At 66.4% G+C, this 22,561-nt stretch carries 21 protein-coding genes; 5 read left to right on the forward strand and 16 right to left on the reverse strand.

What is annotated here, in order from left to right; all coding sequences use genetic code 11:
• The first annotated feature begins 121 nt into the window (after positions 1-121).
• Positions 122-2,944, forward strand: a complete 2,823-nt coding sequence (locus C5O79_RS05830) for an AAA family ATPase (RefSeq protein ID WP_131931238.1) — start codon at positions 122-124, stop codon at positions 2,942-2,944.
• A gap of 124 nt (positions 2,945-3,068) precedes the next feature.
• Positions 3,069-5,348: an FdhF/YdeP family oxidoreductase gene (locus C5O79_RS05835; protein ID WP_131931240.1), complete on the forward strand. Its 2,280-nt coding sequence runs from the start codon at positions 3,069-3,071 to the stop codon at positions 5,346-5,348.
• 103 nt (positions 5,349-5,451) lie between these two features.
• Here C5O79_RS05835 and C5O79_RS05840 read toward each other — a convergent pair whose 3' ends face one another.
• Entirely contained in the window at positions 5,452-6,873 is a 1,422-nt protein-coding gene (locus C5O79_RS05840; protein WP_131931242.1) for a cytosine permease, read from the reverse strand.
• A 395-nt stretch (positions 6,874-7,268) separates the two neighbouring features.
• Here C5O79_RS05840 and C5O79_RS05850 point away from each other — a divergent pair, with 395 nt between their 5' ends.
• Positions 7,269-8,192: a LysR substrate-binding domain-containing protein gene (locus C5O79_RS05850; protein WP_039342428.1), complete on the forward strand. Its 924-nt coding sequence runs from the start codon at positions 7,269-7,271 to the stop codon at positions 8,190-8,192.
• Positions 8,193-8,263: 71 nt separating this feature from the next.
• Here the strand turns inward: C5O79_RS05850 and argE are convergent, their stop codons facing one another.
• The 4 genes from argE to C5O79_RS05870 all read right to left on the reverse strand — a co-directional run bounded on the left by argE (position 8,264) and on the right by C5O79_RS05870 (position 11,971).
• On the reverse strand, positions 8,264-9,427 hold the full coding sequence (gene argE, locus C5O79_RS05855; RefSeq protein WP_122477665.1) for an acetylornithine deacetylase: 1,164 nt from the start codon (positions 9,425-9,427) through the stop codon (positions 8,264-8,266).
• Positions 9,420-10,097, reverse strand: coding sequence for a DUF1028 domain-containing protein (locus C5O79_RS05860; RefSeq protein ID WP_047853619.1), 678 nt, complete (start codon positions 10,095-10,097; stop codon positions 9,420-9,422). Before C5O79_RS05860 ends, argE begins: the two co-directional genes overlap by 8 nt.
• The gene (locus C5O79_RS05865) at positions 10,094-10,543 is read right to left on the reverse strand and encodes a RidA family protein (RefSeq protein WP_046546774.1); all 450 of its coding nucleotides are present in this window, start codon (positions 10,541-10,543) and stop codon (positions 10,094-10,096) included. Before C5O79_RS05865 ends, C5O79_RS05860 begins: the two co-directional genes overlap by 4 nt.
• Before the next feature lie 75 nt (positions 10,544-10,618).
• The gene (locus C5O79_RS05870; protein WP_047853620.1) at positions 10,619-11,971 is read right to left on the reverse strand and encodes an NAD(P)/FAD-dependent oxidoreductase; all 1,353 of its coding nucleotides are present in this window, start codon (positions 11,969-11,971) and stop codon (positions 10,619-10,621) included.
• A gap of 309 nt (positions 11,972-12,280) precedes the next feature.
• On the opposite strand from C5O79_RS05870, the gene C5O79_RS05875 reads away from it, so the two are divergent.
• Positions 12,281-12,562 carry a hypothetical protein gene (locus tag C5O79_RS05875; protein WP_122478949.1) on the forward strand — a complete coding sequence of 94 codons (282 nt, stop codon included), beginning with the start codon at positions 12,281-12,283 and terminating at the stop codon, positions 12,560-12,562.
• Positions 12,563-12,757: 195 nt separating this feature from the next.
• On the opposite strand, the gene C5O79_RS05880 is transcribed toward C5O79_RS05875, so the two are convergent.
• From C5O79_RS05880 to C5O79_RS05910, 7 genes are all read right to left on the reverse strand, one after another.
• Positions 12,758-13,489, reverse strand: coding sequence for a hypothetical protein (locus C5O79_RS05880; protein ID WP_131931244.1), 732 nt, complete (start codon positions 13,487-13,489; stop codon positions 12,758-12,760).
• A gap of 6 nt (positions 13,490-13,495) precedes the next feature.
• Positions 13,496-13,927 (reverse strand): hypothetical protein, encoded by a 432-nt coding sequence (locus tag C5O79_RS05885; protein ID WP_046546771.1) that lies wholly within the window; start codon positions 13,925-13,927, stop codon positions 13,496-13,498.
• A gap of 87 nt (positions 13,928-14,014) precedes the next feature.
• Positions 14,015-15,643 (reverse strand): tyrosinase family protein, encoded by a 1,629-nt coding sequence (locus tag C5O79_RS05890; protein WP_046546770.1) that lies wholly within the window; start codon positions 15,641-15,643, stop codon positions 14,015-14,017.
• Positions 15,644-16,505: 862 nt separating this feature from the next.
• Positions 16,506-16,952, reverse strand: coding sequence for a hypothetical protein (locus tag C5O79_RS05895; protein WP_122477663.1), 447 nt, complete (start codon positions 16,950-16,952; stop codon positions 16,506-16,508).
• Between the two features lie 301 nt (positions 16,953-17,253).
• Positions 17,254-17,865: a hypothetical protein gene (locus C5O79_RS05900; protein WP_122477661.1), complete on the reverse strand. Its 612-nt coding sequence runs from the start codon at positions 17,863-17,865 to the stop codon at positions 17,254-17,256.
• Between the two features lie 29 nt (positions 17,866-17,894).
• Positions 17,895-18,212: a RebB family R body protein gene (locus C5O79_RS05905; protein WP_046546767.1), complete on the reverse strand. Its 318-nt coding sequence runs from the start codon at positions 18,210-18,212 to the stop codon at positions 17,895-17,897.
• 105 nt (positions 18,213-18,317) lie between these two features.
• On the reverse strand, positions 18,318-18,875 hold the full coding sequence (locus tag C5O79_RS05910) for a sigma-70 family RNA polymerase sigma factor (protein ID WP_046546766.1): 558 nt from the start codon (positions 18,873-18,875) through the stop codon (positions 18,318-18,320).
• Between the two features lie 406 nt (positions 18,876-19,281).
• Here C5O79_RS05910 and C5O79_RS05915 point away from each other — a divergent pair, with 406 nt between their 5' ends.
• Positions 19,282-19,956: a Crp/Fnr family transcriptional regulator gene (locus C5O79_RS05915; protein WP_046546765.1), complete on the forward strand. Its 675-nt coding sequence runs from the start codon at positions 19,282-19,284 to the stop codon at positions 19,954-19,956.
• 77 nt (positions 19,957-20,033) lie between these two features.
• Here the strand turns inward: C5O79_RS05915 and C5O79_RS05920 are convergent, their stop codons facing one another.
• From C5O79_RS05920 to C5O79_RS05935, 4 genes are all read right to left on the reverse strand, one after another.
• Positions 20,034-20,357, reverse strand: a complete 324-nt coding sequence (locus tag C5O79_RS05920) for a RebB family R body protein (RefSeq protein ID WP_046546764.1) — start codon at positions 20,355-20,357, stop codon at positions 20,034-20,036.
• A 178-nt stretch (positions 20,358-20,535) separates the two neighbouring features.
• Entirely contained in the window at positions 20,536-20,919 is a 384-nt protein-coding gene (locus tag C5O79_RS05925; RefSeq protein WP_122478947.1) for a RebB family R body protein, read from the reverse strand.
• A 181-nt stretch (positions 20,920-21,100) separates the two neighbouring features.
• The gene (locus tag C5O79_RS05930) at positions 21,101-21,433 is read right to left on the reverse strand and encodes a RebB family R body protein (RefSeq protein ID WP_047853625.1); all 333 of its coding nucleotides are present in this window, start codon (positions 21,431-21,433) and stop codon (positions 21,101-21,103) included.
• 81 nt (positions 21,434-21,514) lie between these two features.
• On the reverse strand, positions 21,515-22,156 hold the full coding sequence (locus tag C5O79_RS05935) for a hypothetical protein (RefSeq protein ID WP_047853626.1): 642 nt from the start codon (positions 22,154-22,156) through the stop codon (positions 21,515-21,517).
• Between the last annotated feature and the right edge of the window lie 405 nt (positions 22,157-22,561).

Here is a 22,561-nt window from a genome sequence, read left to right on the forward strand (position 1 = left end):
CGGTGCCGCCCGCGGGCCGCCGTGCAGCGCGTCGTGCGTTCGTGGTCGGCATGCGCCAAGCGCCGCACCGCATCGGGACTTCACCCTTCGACCCACTTTCACCGACAGGAGCCAGACCACCATGCCCGCACTTTGCGATATCTGCCACGCGCGGCCGGCCGTCGCGCGCGCAACCGTGATGCAGGACGGCGAGCGCAAGACGATCTCGATCTGCGATTACCACTTCCGTCAGCTGATGCGGCATCAGAGCATGCTGAACCCGTTCGATTCGCTGCTGGGCGGTGGCGGCTCATCGTCGCTGTTCGGCGGGCTCGACGACGAATCGCCGCTCGCCGCCGAGATTCCGCGCGAATCGGTCGACCCGACCGACGCGTTCAGCGAGCAGACGCTGGAGCTGCTGCAGCGCGCGGCCGAGAAGGCGCACGAGCTGCGCCGCAGCGAGCTCGATTCCGAACACCTGCTGTACGCGCTCGCGGACACCGACGTGTGCGCCGCGCTGCTGAAGGAACTGAAGCTGTCGCCGCAGGACATCCGGTCGTACATCGACGAGCATGCGCACACCGGCACGGCCGCCGCCGATGCGCCGCTCGACAAGCTGTCGATCTCGCCGCGCGTGAAGAAGGCCGTGCAGTACGCGTTCCAGGCGTCGCGCGATCTCGGCCACTCGTACATCGGCCCCGAGCACCTGCTGATCGGGCTCGCATCGGTGCCGGACAGCGTCGCCGGCACGCTGCTGAAGAAATACGGCGTGACGCCCGAGGCGCTGCGCCAGAAGGTCGTGAAGGTGGTCGGCAAAGGCGCCGAGGACGGCCGCGTCGATGCGCCGACCGGCACGCCGAACCTCGACAAGTTCGGCCGCGACCTCACCGCGATCGCGCGCCAGGGCAAGCTCGACCCGGTGCTCGGCCGCGCGCAGGAAATCGAGAGCACGATCGAGGTGCTCGCGCGCCGCAAGAAGAACAATCCGGTGCTGATCGGCGAGCCGGGGGTCGGCAAGACGGCGATCGTCGAAGGGCTCACACAGCGGATCGTCAACGGCGACGTGCCCGAAGTGCTGCGCGACAAGCGGCTCGTCGAAGTCAACATCAACTCGATGGTGGCAGGCGCGAAGTATCGCGGCGAATTCGAGGAACGCGCGAAGCAGCTGATCGACGAAGTCACGGCGAAACAGGACGAACTGATCCTGTTCATCGACGAGCTGCACACGATCGTCGGCGCGGGCCAGGGCGGCGGCGAAGGCGGCCTCGACATCGCGAACGTGCTGAAGCCCGCGCTTGCGCGCGGCGAGCTGAGCCTGATCGGCGCGACGACGCTCAACGAATACCAGAAGTACATCGAGAAGGACGCCGCGCTCGAACGGCGCTTCCAGCCGGTGTTCGTGCCGGAGCCGAGCGTCGAGCAGACGATCGTGATCCTGCGCGGGCTGCGCGACAGCCTCGAGGCGCACCACCAGGTGACGTTCGCCGACGATGCGTTCGTCGCGGCCGCCGAGTTCGCCGATCGCTACATCACGTCGCGCTTCCTCCCCGACAAGGCGATCGACCTGATCGACCAGGCCGCCGCGCGCGTGCGGATCGGCGCGACCTCGCGCCCGGTCGACATTCAGGAAGGCGAAGCGCAGATCGCGCAACTGAAGCGCGAGCAGGACTACGCGACGTCGCGCAAGCGCTTCGACGAAGCGAAGCAGTTCGAGGAGCAGATCAACGCGAAGCAGAAATCCGTCGACGAGAAGATGGAGGCGTGGCAGCGCAAGACGGGCTCCGAGACGCTCGAGGTCACCGTCGAATCGGTGGCCGAGGTCGTGTCGCGGCTCACCGGCATCCCCGTGTCCGAACTCACGCAGGAAGAGCGCCAGAAGCTGTTGAAGATGGAAGAGCAACTGCGCGAGCGCGTGGTCGGCCAGAGCGACGCGGTGGTGGCCGTCAGCGATGCGGTGCGGCTGTCGCGCGCGGGGCTCGGCCAGACGCACCGGCCGATCGCGACGTTCCTGTTCCTCGGGCCGACGGGCGTCGGCAAGACCGAGCTCGCGAAGGCGCTCGCCGAGACCGTGTTCGGCGACGAGCAGGCGATCATCCGCATCGACATGTCCGAGTACATGGAGCGGCACGCGGTCGCGCGGCTGATCGGCGCGCCGCCCGGCTACGTCGGCTACGACGAAGGCGGCCAGCTCACCGAGCGCGTGCGGCGCCGCCCGTACAGCGTGATCCTGCTCGACGAGATCGAGAAGGCGCATCCGGACGTCTACAACGTGCTGCTTCAGGTGTTCGACGACGGCCGCCTGACCGACGGCAAGGGCCGCGTGGTCGACTTCAGCAACACGATCATCATCGCGACGAGCAACCTCGGCGCCGCGATCATCATGGACAACCTCACGCAGCCGGAAGCTGCGCGCAAGACCGACAAGGCGATCCGCGAGCAGCTGATGCAGGTGCTGAAGGGCCATTTCCGCCCCGAGTTCCTGAACCGGATCGACGAGGTGATCGTCTTCCACGCGCTGTCGAAGGAGGACATCCGCGCGATCGTGCAGATCCAGCTCGACCGCGTGGTGCGCACGGCCGCCGCGCAGGACATCACGCTGGTGATGGGCGACTCGCTAGTCGCGCACCTGACCGAAGCCGGCTACCAGCCGGAGTTCGGCGCGCGCGAGCTGAAACGCCAGATCCGCCAGACCATCGAGACGCGGCTCGCGAAGGAGATCCTCGCCGACAGGCTGAAGTCGGGCGACAAGTGCGAGGTCGACTACGACAAGGCCAGCGACGAAGTGAAGTTCAACAAGCTTGCCGCGCCTGAAGCGAAGGACACGAAGGACGCCAACGGCAAGGCCAAACCGAACGGCAAGGCCGCCAAGGCAGCAGCAGACGCGAACGCGGACGACACGCCGCCCGCTCCTGCCGCGAAAGCGTCCGGCAAGAAGTCGTCCGGCGCGAAGAAGGACGCGCACTGAAACCCGGCATGCCCCGCACGCACGGGGCACGCATGACCGGCTCCGTCCACCGGACGGAGCCACCCCACGCCGCGACACGGCGCAACCGAGCCACCCGCACCGGGCCCGGCTATTGGAGATTCACATGACAAATCGACGCGAAGTGCCAGGCATCAGGAAATACGACGGGCCCGCCGGCGGTTGGGGCGCGCTTCGCGCGACAGCCGATGCGGTGCGCACGCAAATGGAAACCATCGAGGCGCCGATCGTGCTGATGCGGACCAACCAGCCCGACGGCTTCGACTGCCCCGGCTGCGCGTGGCCCGACAAGGAACACAAGTCGACGTTCCAGTTCTGCGAGAACGGCGCGAAGGCCGTCACGTGGGAAGCGACGACCAAGCGCGTGACGCCCGAGTTCTTCGCGGCGAACACCGTGTCGTCGCTGCTGCGCATGTCGGACTACGAACTGGAGAACATGGGCCGGCTCACGCATCCGCTCGTCTACGATCGCGCGACCGACACGTTCCGCGCGATCGAATGGGACGACGCGTTCGCGCGCATCGGCGAAGTGCTGCGCGCGCTGCCGCCCGACCAGGTCGAGTTCTATACGTCGGGGCGCGCGTCGAACGAAGCCGCGTACCTGTACCAGCTGTTCGCGCGCGAGCTCGGCACCAACAACTTCCCCGACTGCTCGAACATGTGCCACGAGCCGACCAGCGTCGGCCTGCCGCAGTCGATCGGCATCGGCAAGGGCACCGTGTCGCTGGAGGACTTCGACCACTGCGAGCTGATCATCTCGATCGGCCACAACCCCGGCACGAACCACCCGCGGATGATGGGCACGCTGCACGAGTGCGCGCGCCGCAACGTGCCGATCATCGTGTTCAACCCGCTGCGCGAACGCGCGCTCGAACGCTTCGCCGATCCGCAGGACATGATCGAGATGGCGTCGTTCGGCTCGACGCGGATCGCATCGACGTACTACCAGGTCGACGCCGGCGGCGACGCGGCCGCGCTGAAGGGCATCATGAAGGCGCTGCTGCAGCTCGAGGCCGAGCGCGGCGACGTGCTCGACCGCGACTTCATCGCGCAGCACACCAACGGCTTCGACGCGTTCTCGGCCGATCTCGAAGCCACGTCGTGGGACGACATCGAGCGCGCGAGCGGGCTCAGCCAGGCGCAGCTCGAACAGGTCGCGCTCGCGTATGCGAAGTCGAACGCGACGATCGTCACGTACGGGATGGGCGTCACGCAGCACAACAAGGGCACGGCAACCGTGCGCCTGATCGCCGACCTGCTGCTGATGCGCGGCAACATCGGCAAGCCCGGCGCCGGCGTGTGCCCGCTGCGCGGCCATTCGAACGTGCAGGGCAACCGCACGGTCGGCATCACCGAGAAGCCGTCGCCCGAGTTCCTGAAGAAGATCGAGGACGTGTGCGGCTTCACGCCGCCCGCCCATCACGGGCATGACGCCGTGCAGGCGATGCAGGCGATGATCGACGGCACCGCGAAGGCGCTGCTGTGCCTCGGCGGCAACTTCGCGGTCGCGCTGCCCGATCCGGAACAGTCGTTCCCGGCGATGGCGAAGCTCGACCTGAGCGTGCATCTCGGCACCAAGCTGAACCGCTCGCACCTGCTGGTCGCGAAGGAAACCTTCGTGCTGCCGGTGCTCGGCCGCACCGAGCTCGACATGCAGGCCACCGGCCGGCAGTCGATCACCGTCGAGGATTCGATGTCGATGGTTCATGCGTCGGCCGGCAAGCTCAAGCCGGCGTCCGACCAGTTGCGCTCGGAGCCGGCGATCGTCGCGGGCATCGCGCATGCGACGCTGCCGGCCAGCAAGGTCGCGTGGCTCGACCTGATCGACGACTACGACCGCATCCGCGACCTGATCGACCGCACGGTGTCCGGCTTCGAGGCGTTCAACGAGCGCATCCGCACGCCGGGCGGCTTCCGCCTGCCGCTGCCGCCCACCGAGCGCGTATGGCCGACGCCGACCGGCAAGGCGATGTTCTCGGTCTACAAGGGCGTGAAGGAAGATGCCGACGTGCTCGGCGCCGAGCAGGTGCTGCGGCTGATCACGCTGCGCAGCCACGACCAGTACAACACGACGATCTACGGGCTCGACGACCGCTATCGCGGCGTGTTCGGCCGGCGCGACGTGCTGTTCATGAACCCTGCCGATCTCGCGAAGTACGGGCTCGAACACGGTGACCTCGTCGACATCGAGACGGTCACCGCATCGGGCCGCACGCTGCGCCTCGAGAAGATCACCGCGATCGAATACGACATCGCGCCGGGTTCGGTCGGCGCGTACTACCCGGAAGCGAACGTACTGGTGCCGCTCGACTACATCGACAAGGAAAGCGGCACGCCGTCGTACAAGTCGGTGCCGGTGCGCGTCGCGCGCTCGGCGGTAGTCTGAGTCACGGACGGGCTCGCGGCGCACCGCAACCGCGAGCCCGTCCGACTTCCTCCACGGGCCACCGTCTCGTCACTGACGCGGTGGCCTGCCCCCTTCCCCGTTTTTACCGCACCGCCGTGGGCGGCATCGTCGCGCCCGTCTGCCGGCGCCGGTACGCGCTGTCGCGCGACGCGAGCCAGTAGTACAGCGGCGACGTCAGCGCGAGCCCCACGAGCCACGACAGGTCCGCGCCGCCGAGATGCGCGGGAATCGGGCCCGCATACATCGGCGTGTTCATGAACGGAATCTGCACGAGGATGCCGATCGCATACGCGAGCAGCGCCTGCGGGTTGAAGCGGCCGTAGATCCCGCCATCGACCATGAAGATCGACTTGATGTCGTACTTGCCCTTGTGGATCACGTAGAAGTCGATCAGGTTGATCGCCGTCCACGGCACCAGCACGACGAGCAGCGCGAGCACGAGGTCGACGAGGTTGCCGACGAAGTTCGTCGACGCGCCGATCGCCGCGTAGCAGCACGCGACGAAGATCACGACCGACACCACCGCGCGCGCCTTCGCGGTCGGAATCCACTTGTATGCGAACGTCTGCACCGACGTGATCACCGCGAGCACCGCGCCGTACAGGTTCAGCGCGTTGTGGCTGATCACGCTCAGCAGGAACAGCACGAGCATCAGCGGGCCGAGCGGGCCGGTCGCCTGCTTGACCGCGTCCATCGCGTCCGCGCCGGCCGGCACCGCGAGCACCGCGACCGCGCCGAAGATGAACGCGAGCGTCGAGCCGATCGTGCAGCCGAGATAGGTCGCCCAGAACGTCGACGCCACGCCGACGTCTTCCGGCAAATAGCGCGAATAGTCCGACACGTACGGCGCGAACGCGATCTGCCACAACGCCGACAGCGACACCGTCGCGAGCCATCCGGCGAAGTTGAAGCCGCCGCGCGTCAGGAAATCGTCGGTCGTCACGTGCGTGAGGATCATCCAGAAGCCGACCAGGATGCCGATGCCGAGCACCCACGTGCCGATCCGGTTCAGGATGTGGATGAACCGGTAGCCGACTATCCCGATCAGCCCCGAGCCCACCGCGCCGATCACGATGCCGACGGGCACCGGCACCGACGACGCGATGCCGTGCACCGACTTGCCGGCGAGCACGATGTTCGACGCGAAGAAGCCGACGTACATCACGGCCGCGATCACGGTCACGAGCAGCGCGCCCCACGAGCCGAACTGCGCGCGGCTCTGGATCATCTGCGGGATGCCCATCTGCGGCCCCTGCGCCGAATGCAGCGCCATCAGCACGCCGCCGACCGCCTGGCCGACGACGATCGCGACGATGCCCCACATCAGGTTCAGGTGGAAGAGCTGCACGCCGAGCGCGCCGGTCACGATCGGCAGCGGCGCGATGTTGCCGCCGAACCAGAGCGTGAACAGGTCGCGCACCTTGCCGTGGCGCTCCGCGGGCGGCACGTAGCCGATCGTGTGTTTCTCTATCATCGGGGACGCGTTGCGGTCCACGTTCGTCATGGTGATGTCTCCTGTCCTGCGCGGCGATCCGCGCTTGCCGTGTCAGCCGGCGCGCGTTGGGGGTCGCGCCTGCAATCGGGTCCGGATGCGCGAGCGACGACGCGCCGCGTGCACGCGCGGCGATGTCGAACGAAGCGGACGACGCGCATGCGGGAACGGAAGACATGCGTCGTTGCCGCGTAGGCAACCGCTTCGTGATCGTCGTGATCCAGGTTGGAGACGATGGTGCGCCACGACCCTCGCGACCGGAAAATACTAAAAATATTTCCGGGACATACGAAAAAGCTCTGCAGCGGAAATTTCGGCACCGGGAGGCTTTCGGGTAAGGTGCTACGCACAACCATGGACAGATTGCGCCCGCGGCGGCACGCCGGGGCCGTGCATCAGAGGTGCTTGTGGCTCACTACACTTTGCGGCAACTGAAATACTTCGTGACGACGGTGGAATCCGGCAGCGTGGCCGAGGCGTCGCGCCAGCTCTTCATCGCGCAGCCGTCGATCTCCAGCGCGATCAAGGGTCTGGAGGAAAGCTTCGGCGTGAAGCTGTTCATCCGCCATCACGCGCAGGGCGTGTCGCTCACGCCGAGCGGCACGCGCTTCTACCGGAAAGCGCAGGAACTGCTGCGCATCGCGCACGAATTCGAACAGAACGCGCTGGCCGACAACGACGTGATCACCGGGCAGATCGACATCGGCTGCTTCGAGACGGTCGCGCCGCTTTATCTGCCGCAACTGATCGCGGGCTTTCGCGAGCGCTACCCGGGCGTGAACATCCGGCTGCGCGACGGCGACCAGCAGGAACTCGTGCAGGGCCTGACGTCCGGCACGTTCGATCTCGCGCTCATGTACGACCACGATCTCGACGGCACGATCGAGACCGAGCCGCTGATGCCGCCGCAGCAGCCGTACGTGCTGCTGCCGGAGCACCACCGGTTCGCGGGCCAGACGCACGTGTCGTTGCGCGACCTCTGCGTCGAGCCGATGATCCTGCTCGACGTGCAGCCGAGCCGCACGTATTTCGTCAGCCTCTTTCACGAACTCGGGCTCACGCCGAACATCGTGTTCGGGTCGCCGTCGATCGAGATGGTGCGCGGGATGGTCGGCCAGGGGTTCGGCTTCTCGCTGCTCGTCACGCGCCCGCATTCCGAATACACGTACGACGGCCAGCGCGTCGTGACGATCGGCCTCAGCGAAACGGTGAGCCCGTCGGGGCTCGTGAGCGCGCGGCTGAAACGCGGGCAACTCACGAAGCAGGCGCAGTCGTTCGTCGATTTCTGCCGCGAGCGGCTCGCGCAGATCGTCGCGGAAACGGCGCGCTAGGGAACCGGAGGGAACACGAAAACGCACGCGCCGCGGGATGCGGGGCGTGCGTGTCGATCGGGCGCGCCGCGTCAGGCGGCCGCAACGAGATGGGCGGCCAGCCGCCCCAGCATCGCGTCGCAGCCGTGGAGCTGGTCGAGCGTGACGAACTCGTCGGGCTTGTGCCCCTGGTCCATACTGCCGGGCCCGCACACCACGGTCGGAATACCGGCCTGCCCGAACAGCCCGCCCTCGGTGCCGAACGCGACCGTGCCGAAGGCATCGGAGCCGCTCAGCATCGCGAGCAGGCGCGCGGCCTCGCTGTCGGGCGCGGTCGCAAGCCCCGGATACGCGCCCAGCGGCTGCAACTGAATGTCGGTATCGGGCTGCACGGCGCGCATCCTCGGCAACAGTTCGGATTCCGCATAGTCCTGCAGCTTCCTCGGCACGTCGTGCGCATCGAAATCCGGCAGCGCCCGCACCTCGAAATCGAACTCGCATTCCGCCGGCACGATGTTCAGCGCGCGGCCGCCCTTGATCAGCCCGGTCTGCACGGTCGAGAACGGCGGATCGAATCGTTCGTCGTGCCGTTCGGGCCGCGCGAGCGCCGCACCGATCTCGCCGAGCCGGCCGATCAGCTTCGCAGCATAGTCGATCGCGTTGACGCCCGACGGCGCGTACGCCGAGTGGCATGCCGCGCCTTTCACGTGGCAGCGCATCGCGAGCTTGCCCTTGTGACCGAGCACCGGCTTCAGTTCGGTCGGCTCGCCGATCAGGCACAGGCGCGGCCGGTGCGCGCGCGCGGCCAGTGCATCGAGCATCGGCCGCACGCCGAGGCAGCCGACTTCCTCGTCGTACGAGAACGCGAGATGCACCGGCACGCTCAGCGGCCGCGCGACGAACGCCGGCACGGCCGCGAGCACCGATGCGATGAAGCCTTTCATGTCGGCCGTGCCGCGACCGTACAGGCGGCCGTCGCGCTCGGTCAGCCGGAACGGCTCGACCGTCCACGCCTGCCCGTCGACCGGCACCACGTCGGTATGGCCCGACAGCGCGATGCCGCCGCGATCGCGTGGCCCGATCGTCGCGTACAGGCTCGCCTTGGTGCGTTCCGCGTTGTAGAACAGTTCGCTTTCGACGCCGAAACCCGCGAGATAGTCGCGGATGAAACCGATCATCTCGAGGTTCGAATCGCGGCTGACCGTCGCGAAACCGATCAGCCGTTCCAGCAGTGCGCGGCTCGACGTGTCATTCATCGCCCGGCACTCCGTAGCTCGGCGCGGCGGTGGGGTTCAGCGCGCGCGTCTGGTAATCCTGCATCTGCGGCCGATAAGCCTGCCACAGCGCGTCGAGCTGCCCGATCGGGTCGGCATCGGCCCAGTCGACGCGCAGGTCGACGATCGGCCAGGTCACGTCGCCGGCCACTTTCAGCGCGGCCGAGTGCACCGGCCCCGCTTCGCCGCCGGCCGCCATCGCCGCGTGCATCGCGGCCAGCAACCGATCGGCGAGCAGGCCGGGCGCCTGTTCGAACGCACGCACCATCGCGTCGATCACGGCCGGTGCGGCCAGCAGGTTGCCCGCCGCCACGCATTGCTCGCCCCGCACCGCGTGATGCGTGCCGAGCGCTTCCTTGCCGGTGAAGCACGCCGTCTGCCCCTGCCCGTCGATCACCGTGACCTGCCGGTACTGGCTCCAGCCGTTCGCGCTCAGCGCACGGTCGAGCGCCGCGGCGGGCGTGAGCTGCCCGTGTTCGATCAGGTCGAGGATCTGGGGCCCAAGCGCCGGCAGCGTGATGTTCTGCGTCGCGACGGCGCCGACGCCCGCGCGCACCCACGGGCAGCGCGCGCCCACCGCGATGCTCGACGAGCTGATCGCGATCCCGAGCTGGCCCGTCTCCGGGCAACGCCCGACGATGGAGAAAGTCATGTTGCCTCCGGTGCGCGGTTCGGCTGCCAGTTGTCCGGGATCACGGCGATCACGTCGATTTCCATCAGCCACTGCGGCTGGCCGAGCGCGGACACGACGAGCCCCGTCGAGATCGGATACACGCCCTTCAGCCACTTGCCGACTTCCTGGTAGACGGGCTCGCGATAGCGCGGATCGATCAGGTAGGTCGTCGTCTTCACGATGTGCGTGAGGTCGCTGCCGGCTTCCTCCAGCAACTGCTTGACGTTCTTCATCGCCTGCTCGGCCTGCGCGCGCGGATCGCCGAGGCCGATCAGCCTGCCGTCGAAATCGGTGCCGACCTGGCCGCGCACGTAGACGGTGTTGCCGGCCCGCACGGCCTGGCACAGGTCGTTGTCGAGCGTCTGGTTCGGGTAGGTATCCTTCGTGTTGAACATGCGGATACGGGTATGGGTGGGTTGGCTCATCGGAATCCTTCAGTCGTCAGGGGGCACGCCGCCGCACCGGAAGCAGACGCGGTGCGGGGGGCGGCATGGGGTCGGTCAGTTCACCGCGTCGGCGAGCGGCTGCGTATCGGCGGACGGCGCGGCGGGCGGCGCTGCGCCGTCCTGCTCCGCGTGCGCGGTCGAGCGGCGCCGCGATGCGTCGTGGTACTCGAGGTAGGTGCGCTGGATCGCGATGTGATCGGCGATGTGCCGCGCGTCGTGCCACACGCCCCAGATGAAGCTGGAGCCGCGCCGCGACAGCCACGGCAGCCCGAGGAAATAGATGCCCGGCTCCTTCGACACGCCGCGCTGGTGCTGCGGCTTGCCGTTGTCGGCGAAAGCGTCGACCTTCAGCCAGCCGTAGTCGACCGCGTAGCCGGTCGCCCAGATGATCGACGTGACGCCCGCGCCGGCCAGGTCGAGCGCGAGGATCGGATGCGCGACGCAATCGGGGTTCGGCAGGATGCGGCGGGCTTCCGGCTCTTCCGGCAGATCGAGGCCGTTGCGCGCCGCATAGGCGTCGGCCGCGTCGAGCAGCGACAGATAGTTTTCGTCGCCGCGTGCGAGATTGATCGCCAGATCGCGTTCGAACACGGCCACGCCGCCGTCGAACGACTTCGTCAGCCCGACGAGCGTCACGCCCTGGTTCGCGAGCTTGCGGAAATCCACCGTATGGCCGCCGCGCGCGCCGCTCACCGCGATCGTCACGTGTTCGCGGCCGGGCGTCGCGACTTCCTTGTCCCATTCGCCGAGCACGCCGAGCCACCAGCAGAAATCGCGGCCGCGATATGCTCGCGGCGGCCGATCGTGCGGGCCGACCGACAGGTACACCTGGCGACCCGCGCGTTGCAGCTCGTCGGCGATCTGCACGCCCGACGACCCCGCGCCGACCACCAGCACCGCACCTTCCGGAAGCTGCGCCGGGTTGCGATAGTCGGCGGAATGAATCTGCACGAGGCGCGCGTCGTCCGGTGCGATCGGCGGAATCACCGGGCGCTGGAACGGCCCGGTCGCGACGACCACGCGGTTCGCCTCGATCGTGCCGTCGGACGTCTCGACGATGAAACCCGGCTTGCCGGCATTGCGCATGACCTGCTTCACCTCGACGCCGGTGCGGATCGGCGCGTTGAACTTGCGCGCATACGCTTCGAAGTAATCGGCGACCTGGTCTTTCGATGCGAACGCGTCCGGATCGAGCCCGTCGAATTCGAGGCCGGGGAAGCGGTCGTGCCACGCGGGGCCGTTCGCGACCAGCGAATCCCAGCGGCCCGTGCGCCAGCGCTCGGCGATGCGGCTGCGCTCCAGCACGAGATGCGGTACGCCCAGCTTGCCCAGGTGCTCGCTCATGGCCACGCCGGCCTGACCGGCGCCGACGACGAGCGTATCGATTGAGGTTGTTTCGACTGCCACGGGTGTCTCCTTGAGGTGCGGCTCGCTGCGAGGCTCGAGTGCTCGTGTCGTCGTGCGAGTGGGAATGGAGACATTCTGCTGACAGCCAGACGTGGGCGAAATGATGTTTTTTGTGGTTGTTGACGAGAAAAAAGCTGGGGGATCAGTGATGCCTCCAGACGGAGACATCATGCGTTCCGACACCGGGTCGGCACGGGCTGCAAGGTGACGCGGCCGCAGGGTCGAAATGGCGAGCGAGGCATCTGCCGCTCCATACGGGAACGAATCATGCGCGTGAGTCGTGGTCGGCATTCAATGGAGGACGGCTCGATGAAACCCCTGACAATTGCAACGCGTCGAATTCTGGCGACCCTCGTGGCCGGCGGCGCACTCGCCGCGACCAGCACGGCCTTCGCGCAAGGCTACGGTTCACCGCAACCGAGGTACGAACAGCGAGAGCCCGCCCCGGGGGCGGGTGTATCGGTCGAGATCGGCGTGCACGGCGACCGCTACTGGGACGGCCATCGCTACTGGGAACGCGACGAGTGGAGGCATCGTCATCCGCGCGATCGAGATCCGTGGCGCGAGCACGAGCACGAGCATCGTGAATAGTCACGACCGCCGCCCGGAGTACGTGCAACGTCCGTGTGACGCGGGTTAAAACTCGGATTCCGCTCCCAAAGCGCTCCGGTAGCTGAGCACAAACCGCGTCAACACACCTTTCCAGATCAACCTGGACGCGGCCTCGTCTGACAAGAGATGGCCGCGCCTCTTTAATATGGCCGTTCCTATTTCGCAATCGACCATTCAACGCCCCTCTGCGCGCGCCGCCCGATCGCTCAATGCGTAGAACGCCAGCATGCTGGCGAGCATCGACACTGCCACGCCGCTCGTATCCCAACGCAGCCCGGCAGCGAACGCCGATGCCCTGATCGCGGTCATGCCGAGCGCCATGACGAGCTGCATCCCCGCGAATTCGAGCGCGACCCGCACCGGCACCACAACGAGCATGCTTGCCGCGCCACGTCGGCGCCGGTCCTTGCGGTCGGCCTCGCGCAAGATCAGCAGCGCCAGCATGGCCAGCATCGACATCGGGAACCATTGGAGATGCAGCACGAGCATGTTCCACATGGCGCCGGCATCGAGCGTTCCGCCGCAGATGCCGAGAATGGCATCGACGGGGGACCGTATCGCATCGAGCGTCAATCCCGCGCCGATGGCCCCCACGCACTGGAGCATCGCCCTGCGCGCGCACCCGCCGGACACTCCGCCTTTCATCGAATAGCCGGCGATGCCGCAAACCATTGCGCCGATGCCGTTCCATATCCAGCTGGAAGGGGCACCGTGCAGCCTGGTCGGCAAGTCGCAAGCCAGGTAGCCGAGGAGTGCGAATGCCATCGCACCGCATACCCGTTCGGATAGCGAAATAACAGCGGTTCGCGCAGGCCCGATCCCGACGCATGCGCGAATCGCGTTCGTCACCGTCACCGTCGCCGGACGCCTGGCCGGGTCGGCCGGCGGTGCAGTCGGCGCAGTCATGGCCGCTCAGGCGGGATCTCGCATGACCGCATACCACGAGCACACCACCCCGGCCGGGGCGACGCCGCCGTTGCCGCTCGCATGCGGCACCGTACGGACGATCGAACCCGTCAGCGCCGGGCGCTGGTCGACGCCATTGGGCCAGGGCGCGCTCACGTACCCGACGTAGTCGTATACCCATTCCTCGCCGCTGACCACGCCGCGCCCCTGGAATCGCACCGTGCCCGGATTCCCGTAGGTAATCCAGCCGTTGAGCTGCAGTTCCCATCCCGGACCGAAAATGCGTCCCTTGAAAATGCCCGCCGGCGCATGCGCGATTTCGATCGTGCCGAGGCCGAATTCAAGGTCGTTGAATGCGGTGGCCGGGTCGGGATCGTTCAGGAAGCTGCGATAGGTCCACAGCCCCACCAGGCTGCCGGTTTCGGGTGTATAGCTCATGCCCGCGTCTCCCCGTCATGTCCACGTTGTCGAAGTACCGAGGTGAACCGGCGCCGGGCAACGGCGCCGGTTCGTCACGCGCCGCCGCTACCGGACCTCGAGGCGGAACAGTTTCCGTACGGGTTGCGGCGCCGCGCCGACGACGGCTTGCGAATCGGGCGGTGACGCGGGTGGCGTCTGCAGGCGTACGCCGTCGCGCGTATGAATTTCGACGTCGTACTGCGCATCCTGCACCGCGCTTTCGGCGAAGTGATTCAGCGGAAAGAACGCCTTCACTTCGAGGTGCGTCTGGCAGTTCGCGCAGGACTGCACGCTCCAGCGGCTCAGCACGGCCTCCGTGCCGAGCAGTTGCCGTTCGCCGTCCACGTTGACGTACGCGGACACGAGGAACGACCCCGCGATCGGCGCACGATTCAGCCCGGACACGCGCACGATCTTGCGGCTGTTGCCGGCCGGCACGGTCGGTGCCGCGAGCGACAACTTCGGCAGGTTTTCCAGCGAACCGGGGCCGTACGTGTAGCCGAGCTGTTCCTCGATGTTGATGCAGTCGAGCGACGTGTAGGCGCGCTCCTTGCCGTTCTCGCTTTTCTTGAACGGATCGAGCGGCGTTTCGAGCGTGAGCCACGAGTTGGGCACGACGCCCGGCGTCGGCCCCTGCGCGTCGACGGAGTTGGTGCCCGGATACTCGGCGATGACGTCGAGGTGCTGTGTGTAGCCATGCCGCTTCTGCCACAGCCAGAACACGCGATCGATGAAGCAGTGGTGGAAATAGAAGATCGGGTCGAGGCCCGCCGTGTCGTTTTCGCCCATGTCGCCGTTGGCGCCCGGAATCGGCGCGAAATCGCCCTTGTTCGGTCCGTGCGGCACGTCGAACCCGCCGACGGCAAGGTGAATATCGTTGTGCGGCGACTCGAGCGGGACCACGGGGATCGCGCCGTCCGGAAGATTCTCGTTCCACTGGGCCGCGGACGACGTGTTGGAAAACACCGTGTAGTTCGGCGCGTCCAGGCACTGCTCGAACTTGCTCTTCACGTTGGTCGGCACCACGTCGCCCTTCACGACGATGTACGACGTGAGCCAGTCCACGACGTTGCGGTTCAGTATGACGACGTTCTCCTTGGCGTCCTGGAACTTGGCGTTGTGCTTCTCGGTGGCGGCCTTGTCCTTGTCGGTCCCCACGAGCCCCGACAACGGGTAGCGAACCGTGACGTAAGGCAGCGGCTTGCTGTAGTTCGGATTGTCGCCGTTGATGTTGTCGGTGATCGCCCGGTTGAACGAGAAGGAGGCCAGCGGGTTCGGAATCTTTTCGCCGTCGAGCTCGAAATCCGGGGCGGTCAGCGCCCACGGAATGCCTTTCGTCAGCGACTCTTCGCTGGTTTCGTCCCAGAACGGCAGCATCACCTGCTCGCAACCGGGGATGCTCTGCAGCGCCTGTTCCAGCCGCAGCAGGTAAGCCCGGTGCCAGGTGGGGAACAGCACGTTACCGTGGTTGCAGTAGCCGCCCCAGTAGGACGCCGAACCCCAGCCGGCGCCGCGGAACGGCTCGCCGTGGAAGCCGCCGATCATGAAGAACGAGTTCGGATCGTCGGGCGGCAATGCCTTGATGCCTTTCCACGCGCGCATCACGTCTTCCAGCGGCTTTTTGTTGCCTTTCAGATATTCGGCTTGCAACGATTCGATCGACGGACGAACTCTGACTCCAGGTGCGTTATTCATGATGTGTCCAGTCCCCTTCGTGGGTAGCGTTACGGTTGGGCCGCCAGGTTTTGAACGTAAGCAGGTAATTCATAAATCAATCAAACTCACGTTCAATTGAATTCGTTTTATTAAAATGGCGCTTGGTATTTTGAAAGCATTAATCGGCGGGCCATAGGCGGGCCCGCGTGGTCGCCTGATCGCCTCCATGGGGCGCGGACACGCGCAGCAGGCGCAGCACGACCTCGGGAAAGGGGCTGCGCTTTCAGATCGTAGGAATGCCATGGTGAATCGATGCCGATTCGCCAGGCACGAATGCCGGGCAAAGCAGCCGAGATACCCCGTAGCGTTTTATCCTGATTTGGTATGAGTAAATAAAGCAGATGGCGTTGGTTTTAGCAAGGACAAGGCAGGCCGAGTTATTAAAAAAATGTTGGCGAAGAAGCAACCGTGAGCTCGTTTTATTTTCGTCAATAATCGAGCGCATTCACGACGGGATCGCAAAAAACCCTGCGCACGATAATCACGTGTGCGTAACGGAGTTCATTAATGCAATCGGCCGACGGCTACCTTACGATCGTCGGCGGGTGCTTGGCTGGTGTAATCGCTTCTGGCCGGTAGCGCGTCTTGAGTCGAGCGGCATGACGGTGCCGGGAACCCACGTCTCCGGTGAATGCGGTTCGCGTCGCGGGAGCCGGTGAAAACTCGCGGACGACAACGCAGATTGCATCGTGACATCCGGGCGACGAGATTCCGAGCAGGTGGCATCTCAACCATTCCACGTCCCCTCTTGCGCCCCACCTGTCCATGACGAAGTTTGGCCGTGCCATTCGAACCGGCGCCCGCACACTCAGCGGGCGCCGGCTTCAACGAATCCTGCCGGCTACACGTTGGTCCATGCACCGGCGCCATGCCGATACTGCATCACGCCACCGTGGATCCTCACCCGCAGGTTGCCGTCCGGCACCTGCACCCAGTCGAGCATGTCGAGGCTCTGCATCAGTCCGACGAAGAAATCCTGCAGTTCCTGCGTCTGGCTGGCTTGCCAGAGGTCGATACGGCCGAGACATGCATGCAGATCGCCGCTCTGCTGCATGATCGTCTCGACCTGGCCGGCCACGTTCGCCGCCGGATCGTAGACCCGTGTGCCGTCGGCGCTGACGATCGACAGGTGGATGCCGCGCACCTGCGTGGGCTGGGCCGGTGCCTGCTCGACGAGCGTGATGCAGCTCGTCATCGCACCGAAATCGATTTCCGTCGCATCTCCCCAGGTGCGCTCGCCAACCGCCAGCGGCGCGGGACCGTGTACGTTGTGAATGATGTAGGGCATGGGTTCCTCACGTGACTGACAGGACTGTCGGTAGCGGGCCGCGACGGGTTCGGGGAAGCGAACGTGCGTCGGTCCCGCCGCTCACATCCCGGATCGGGCCTGACGGCCCGGCGGGTCGTGTCGGTCGATGCTTCGGCGGTGTGCGTGCGGACGGCGATTGCCCGCGACGTTCCGCATCGGCGCGATCATCCGCGCCACGCGGACGACCACGCATGCATCGATTCAATGCCGGTCGTTTCGCGCCTGCCGGGGCCGTCGACGACACGGCCCGCGCAGCGCGCGGCGGCAGCGCCGGCGCACCCTACGCACCCTTCTTGTCGAGCAGCGACTGGTACTTCTGCAGGCTCTCGTCGATCCGGTCGAGTGCGACACTGGCGGCCTCCCCTTCGATCGCCTCGGCGGCACCCGCGACGATCGCCGCGGTCGCCACGAACAGATCGGTCAACAGCAGGCCCACCGCATCCATTGCCATGCCGGCCACGTTCTCGTCGACGGTCTTCTGCGCCAGATCCTTCATCAGCACGCTCTTGCCCGCGATCGCCAGCGACGTCGTCGCCTCGAAGTAGTTCGCCGCGGCCTGCGCGACCATGCCGCCCGCCTGCGTGATCAGCATGTTCGGGCCGACGGCGATCTGCGTCGTCGCGTAGGACGCCGCCTCCGCGTTGATCGCCTGCACGGTCTGCAGCGCCGAGCCGCCGGAGCCGGCCGCATCCGCGACCTGGTTCGGCGCTTTCAGCGCATCGGTGAGCCTGCGCAGCCGGTTGACCGGCCACGCGCGCGCGCCGGCTTTCGGTGCTGCGGCGCGCGACGCGGCATCGGCCGGCGTCGCGATTTCGGCTGCGGCGTCCGCGACGTCGTCCGGCGTCTGCGTCGCGCCGTCACCGCGTCCACCCAAAAGGCCTTTCATGTTCATGATTCAGGTATCCCGAGAGTCATCGCGCGCTAATGCGTGGTACCCGTCTGCGGCCCGGCCGCAGGAACCTGCGGCAAGCCGCCCACCCCGCCGCCCGATCCACCGCCCGACCCGCCCTTCGGCGATGCTTCGACGGACAGGATCATGGCCACCGCTTTCGACACGACGGCGTTCGAAATCTGGTTCAGCGCGGCCTGTTGCTGCGTCATGTTCTGCGCCGAGATGCCGACGGCCTGGCTGAACATCTGGTAAAGCGTGCCCAGCGCCTGGGCCGGCGATCCCGCGACGACGTTGACGTTGCTCTGCGTCACCGCGTCGGTAATCTGCTCATTGACTTTGTCTGCCACGCGGCCTCCTCGGAACCCGGCTCCGGCATGCGATTGAAGGAACGGCAGGCCAGCGATGCCGCACATGCCGTTAGGAACGCTGCGTGCCCGCGTTCGTGAACGCCCTTACGCGAGTTCCTCGCGCAACTTCTTGCGCAACAGCTCGACGCGCTTTCGGGCAAGCGGCTCGTTGATCCCGAGCGTCGCCGCGATGTGCAGATAGGGCCGGTCCTCCTCGAACTTGAGCGTGAACAGCATCTGCTGCTGCGGGGGCAGCGTGGACAACGCCTGCTCGAGACGCAGCAACTGCTGTCGAAGCAGCAGTTGCTGCTCCACCGACGGCGCGTGGCCGGCCAGCTCGACGGTGTGATCGTCGTCCCAGCCCGGATCGAATTCGAGCATGCCGCTTTCGCGCAGCCGGCGGCGCGCGCCATCGAGGAACGCGTGGTTCAGCACCAGAAAGAGAAAACCGGCCAGGTTCTGAACGCGCTCGGGCGAGCGCTGCAGGTAAATGTGGACCTTGAGGGCGGTGTCGGAGAGCAGTTCGTCGGCGCGGTGAATATCGCCCTTGCACAGCAGGCGCGCGCGGCGCCGCAATTTCCCCTGCATTTCGCGCCACGTGCGATCGAGCTGCTGCGCCGAAGACTCGGGCGTCGGGGCAGCGTGCTGGTTCGAGGTTGTCATCCCGTGTCTTCCTTTTTTTGGAAAACACAGAATCGATTCGACTCCGGTAATGGCGCTGTTACCCGCGTAACACTGTTATAACGATAATCGGACCGAGTAAATTTTCTTGATTATTATGAACGGAAACTTCAATTCTCCGGCATAGCCCGATCCGTTGTTTCAGGCGCGGCGCCGGGCCTGAATAACGGCATTGCGATGAAACGGAACGACTGCCGCCGCGAACTGCTCGAGCGCCGGCATGCAGCGCCCCATGTCGATCGACCAAGCGCCGTTGCCGCCGACGTGCCGCCCTGTCCGGACTGCTTGCCGATTATCTCGATCCTTTCATTATTGATTTTTCACGCAATGCCGAAGGCAGCGTTTTTCGCTAGGTAGCCGTATCGACAAACAACCTCGCGCGGAAAACATGCCTGCCCTTGCTGACGCTCAAACGCTGCGCCATATCCCGATACTCACCGACCTCCCGGAAAGCCTGATCGCGCATATCGAGCGGCATGTCACACCCTGGCCCGAACACGGCAATCGCCTGTTGTTCTTCAAGGGTGATCCGGGAGACTTCGTCGCATTCGTGCACCGCGGGCACGTTTACAAGACGCTGCACGAACCCGGTGGACGCGAGATCATTCTCGGCCACTCGATGCCGGGCGAACTCATCGGCGAGAACACGCTGATTCGCGCACACCGGCGCCACTTCACCGCCCAGTTGAGCGCCGACTGCCGCATTTCGCTGCTGCATCGCCCGTACTTCGCGCCGCTGCTGGCCAACCCGGAATTCATGGGGCGCGTCCACGAGCAGCTGTGCCGGCATATCCACCAGCTGAGCGACTTCGTCGAATCGGCATGCCTGTACCGGCTCGACGCCAGGCTCGCGCGCCATCTGCTGAACCGCATGCAAGGGAACGATCTCGAGGTGCCGTTGCCGGAGAACCAGAGCGTCCTCGCGGCAATGCTCAACGTCAGCCGGCCGCGACTGAACAGCAGCCTGCGGAAGATGCAGCGCGACGGGCTGATCCGGCTTCACGAACACGGCGTGACGATCGAGAAGCCGGAGCAGCTCCGGACCATCGTCGACGCCAATTGACGGCCGGGCACGCACGTCGTGCGGTGCCGCGGCGCGGGGACATCGCGTGCGCCGGGTCGGGCGGCGCGCGGGGAGGATCAGCCGCGCCAGTGGCCGATGGCGTTCATCAGCTGCGCGACGGCGGCCAGCTGCGACGCAAAGCTGTCGTTCGCCGACCGCGCGGCACCGGCCGCCGCCGCCGGCGAGCCGGCATAGAGCTGCATGACGCCGACGGTCGTCGCGGCGAGATTGGACATCGCCTGGTTCGCCTGCATCTGCACCGCGTTGTGCAGCAGGATCGCGGATGCATGGCTGTTCGACTGCATGAGCGTGCCCAACGCCACGGCGGGCGCCTCGCCCACCACCTTGACGTTGGCTTGCGTGACCGCATCGGTCACCGCGGCGGAAACCTGTTCCGGCATGTCGTTGCTCCTGGTTGGCTCGCCGCTACAGTGCTGTCGCGGCGAAAGCATGAGGGGGGCGGCCGGCGACGTGCGCCGCACGGGGCCGTCGATATGTCGCGAGCGTCGAGCCGACATCGGGTGCCGGGCGGCAGCCACCGATCGGGGCCGCCGCCCGGCGTCGACGCCAGGCTACGCGTCAGGCGAGCGCCTTGCCGATCGCGAGCACGTCGGCCAGCACGGAAAGCACGCCGTTCGAGCTTACTTCCGTCGCGGCGGCGCCCGCGCTTGCCGGCCCGAGCGTGTACAGCTGCATCGTGCCCACGTTCGTCGAAGTCGGCAGTTGCACGGCCGACTGCGACTGCTGCTGCACCGCGTTCTCGAACAGCACGCTGAGCGAATGGCTCTGGGCCTGGTACAACGAGCCCGTCGCCATCGCCGGCGCTTCGCCGACCACCTTGACGTTGGTCTGCGTGACCGCGTCGGTGATCGCGGCGTTCACCGCGCACGTCTTGCAGTTGCAGGGGTCTTTCGGGTCCTTCGGGTCCGTCGGTACTTTCGGGTCGATTGCGTCGTTTGCCATCATATTTCTCCTGGTTCGCGAACAGGCACCGCATCGAATCGGCGCTGCCCGCTCTGTCGGTTACTCCGGAACACCGCACGGCACCGCTGTTCAGGCGCCGGCGGCCATGCTGCGGATCCGTGGCACGGCGGCGGCTCGCGCCGCTTGCGCCGCTGCTCGACCACGGCGTTGCGATGGCGCGTCAGGGCTTGACTGCCTTCCCGATCGCGATCACGTCGGCCAGGAGGGAGATGATCCCGTTCGCGCCGATTTCCGTGGCGGCCGCGCCCGCGCTTTCCGGTCCGATCGTATAGAGCTGCATCGTCCCCACGTTCGTCGACGTCTGCGACTGGATCGCGGCCTGCGACTGCTGCTGCACCGCGTTCTCGAACAGGATGCTGAGCGAATGGCTCTGGGCCTGGTACAGCGAGCCCATCGCCATTGCCGGCGCTTCCGCGACCACCTTGACGTTGACCTGCGTGACCGCATCGGTAATCGCGGGATTGACCTGGCACACTTGGCACGTATCAGTCATTTGTTGCTCCTTGGTTCACGTAGTTGAGAGATCGCACATCGGGGGCCGGCCGATTCTGCTTTCTGCCGAATGCCCCGCGTGCTACTCCATGGACGCTTGGCCGGAGGGATCGTGAACGGCGGCGGCGACGTCAGCGACCGGTTCGGACGGTTCGACCGGTGCGGCGTCGGCATTTCGCGACCGCGCGTCCATCGCGTCGAGCCGGGCGATGAGCCGTTCGGCGAGCGAATCGACGTATTGCCGAAAGCATGCGTCGATTTCCTGCCGGATCAGGTCCGTCAGCTGTTCGCCGATCATCGCCAGCGCCTCGCGGGTGCTGTCCTGGATCTCGGCCGCGCCGGATGCCTGCGCGTCGCCCGGCGGCTCATGCGCGTCGAGCACGCCCGACACCTTCCGCTGTTCCGACGCCAGCATGCCGAGGGTCGTCTCGTTCTGTGCGTCGATCGTCTGCAGGATGCCGCGCATCTTCTCGTATGCCTTCTGCTGGTTGAGCTGCAGGAAATGCTTGACCTGTTCACGTGCCTCCTGCCGGGTTTTCGACTGCGGCAACGGCCGGTTCGCGGCGGGCAGCGGTGCGGCCGTGGCAGCGGCAGGCGCGGGCGGGTTCCCGTTCCTGCTCGGCAGTTGCTCCAGCAGCATCTGTTCTTCGGCCGGCGCGAGGGGCCGCCCCAATCGCTTCTCCGCGAATTGCCGCAGCAGCGGGTCGAGTGCGTCGTGGCTCATGGCTTACCTCCCCTCGAGGTCCGCCCGCGGCGGCGTGGCGCCCCAGTCGGCGGGCTGCAATGGATATCGCATGGTGTTCTCCCGGAAATGGACGTGCGACGGTCTCGCCGGAAAGTTCGGCAGGACCGCTGTAGGGACGAACCGCGAGAAAGGTCTGTGAAGTCGGGCGCTGCGCGCGCACGATATGGCCGGGATCGCGCCACCCCATCCCGACAATTCTTGACTGTGCCCATGGCGACGATTTGGTAGGATGCACGTCGCCTCGGTATCGACGGCAGCCGGACATTCAACCGTCCCTTTTTTTGATGCCGCGCTGCCGGCAACCCCGCCCTCGCGCGCTGGTGCACTGAACCGCACCCCAGCCGTAGTCAAACCCGCAACACCCCGGTGTCGCCCCACCCGACC

Source organism: Burkholderia sp. SRS-25, assembly GCF_004343765.1.
GTDB classification, from domain to species: domain Bacteria; phylum Pseudomonadota; class Gammaproteobacteria; order Burkholderiales; family Burkholderiaceae; genus Burkholderia; species Burkholderia contaminans.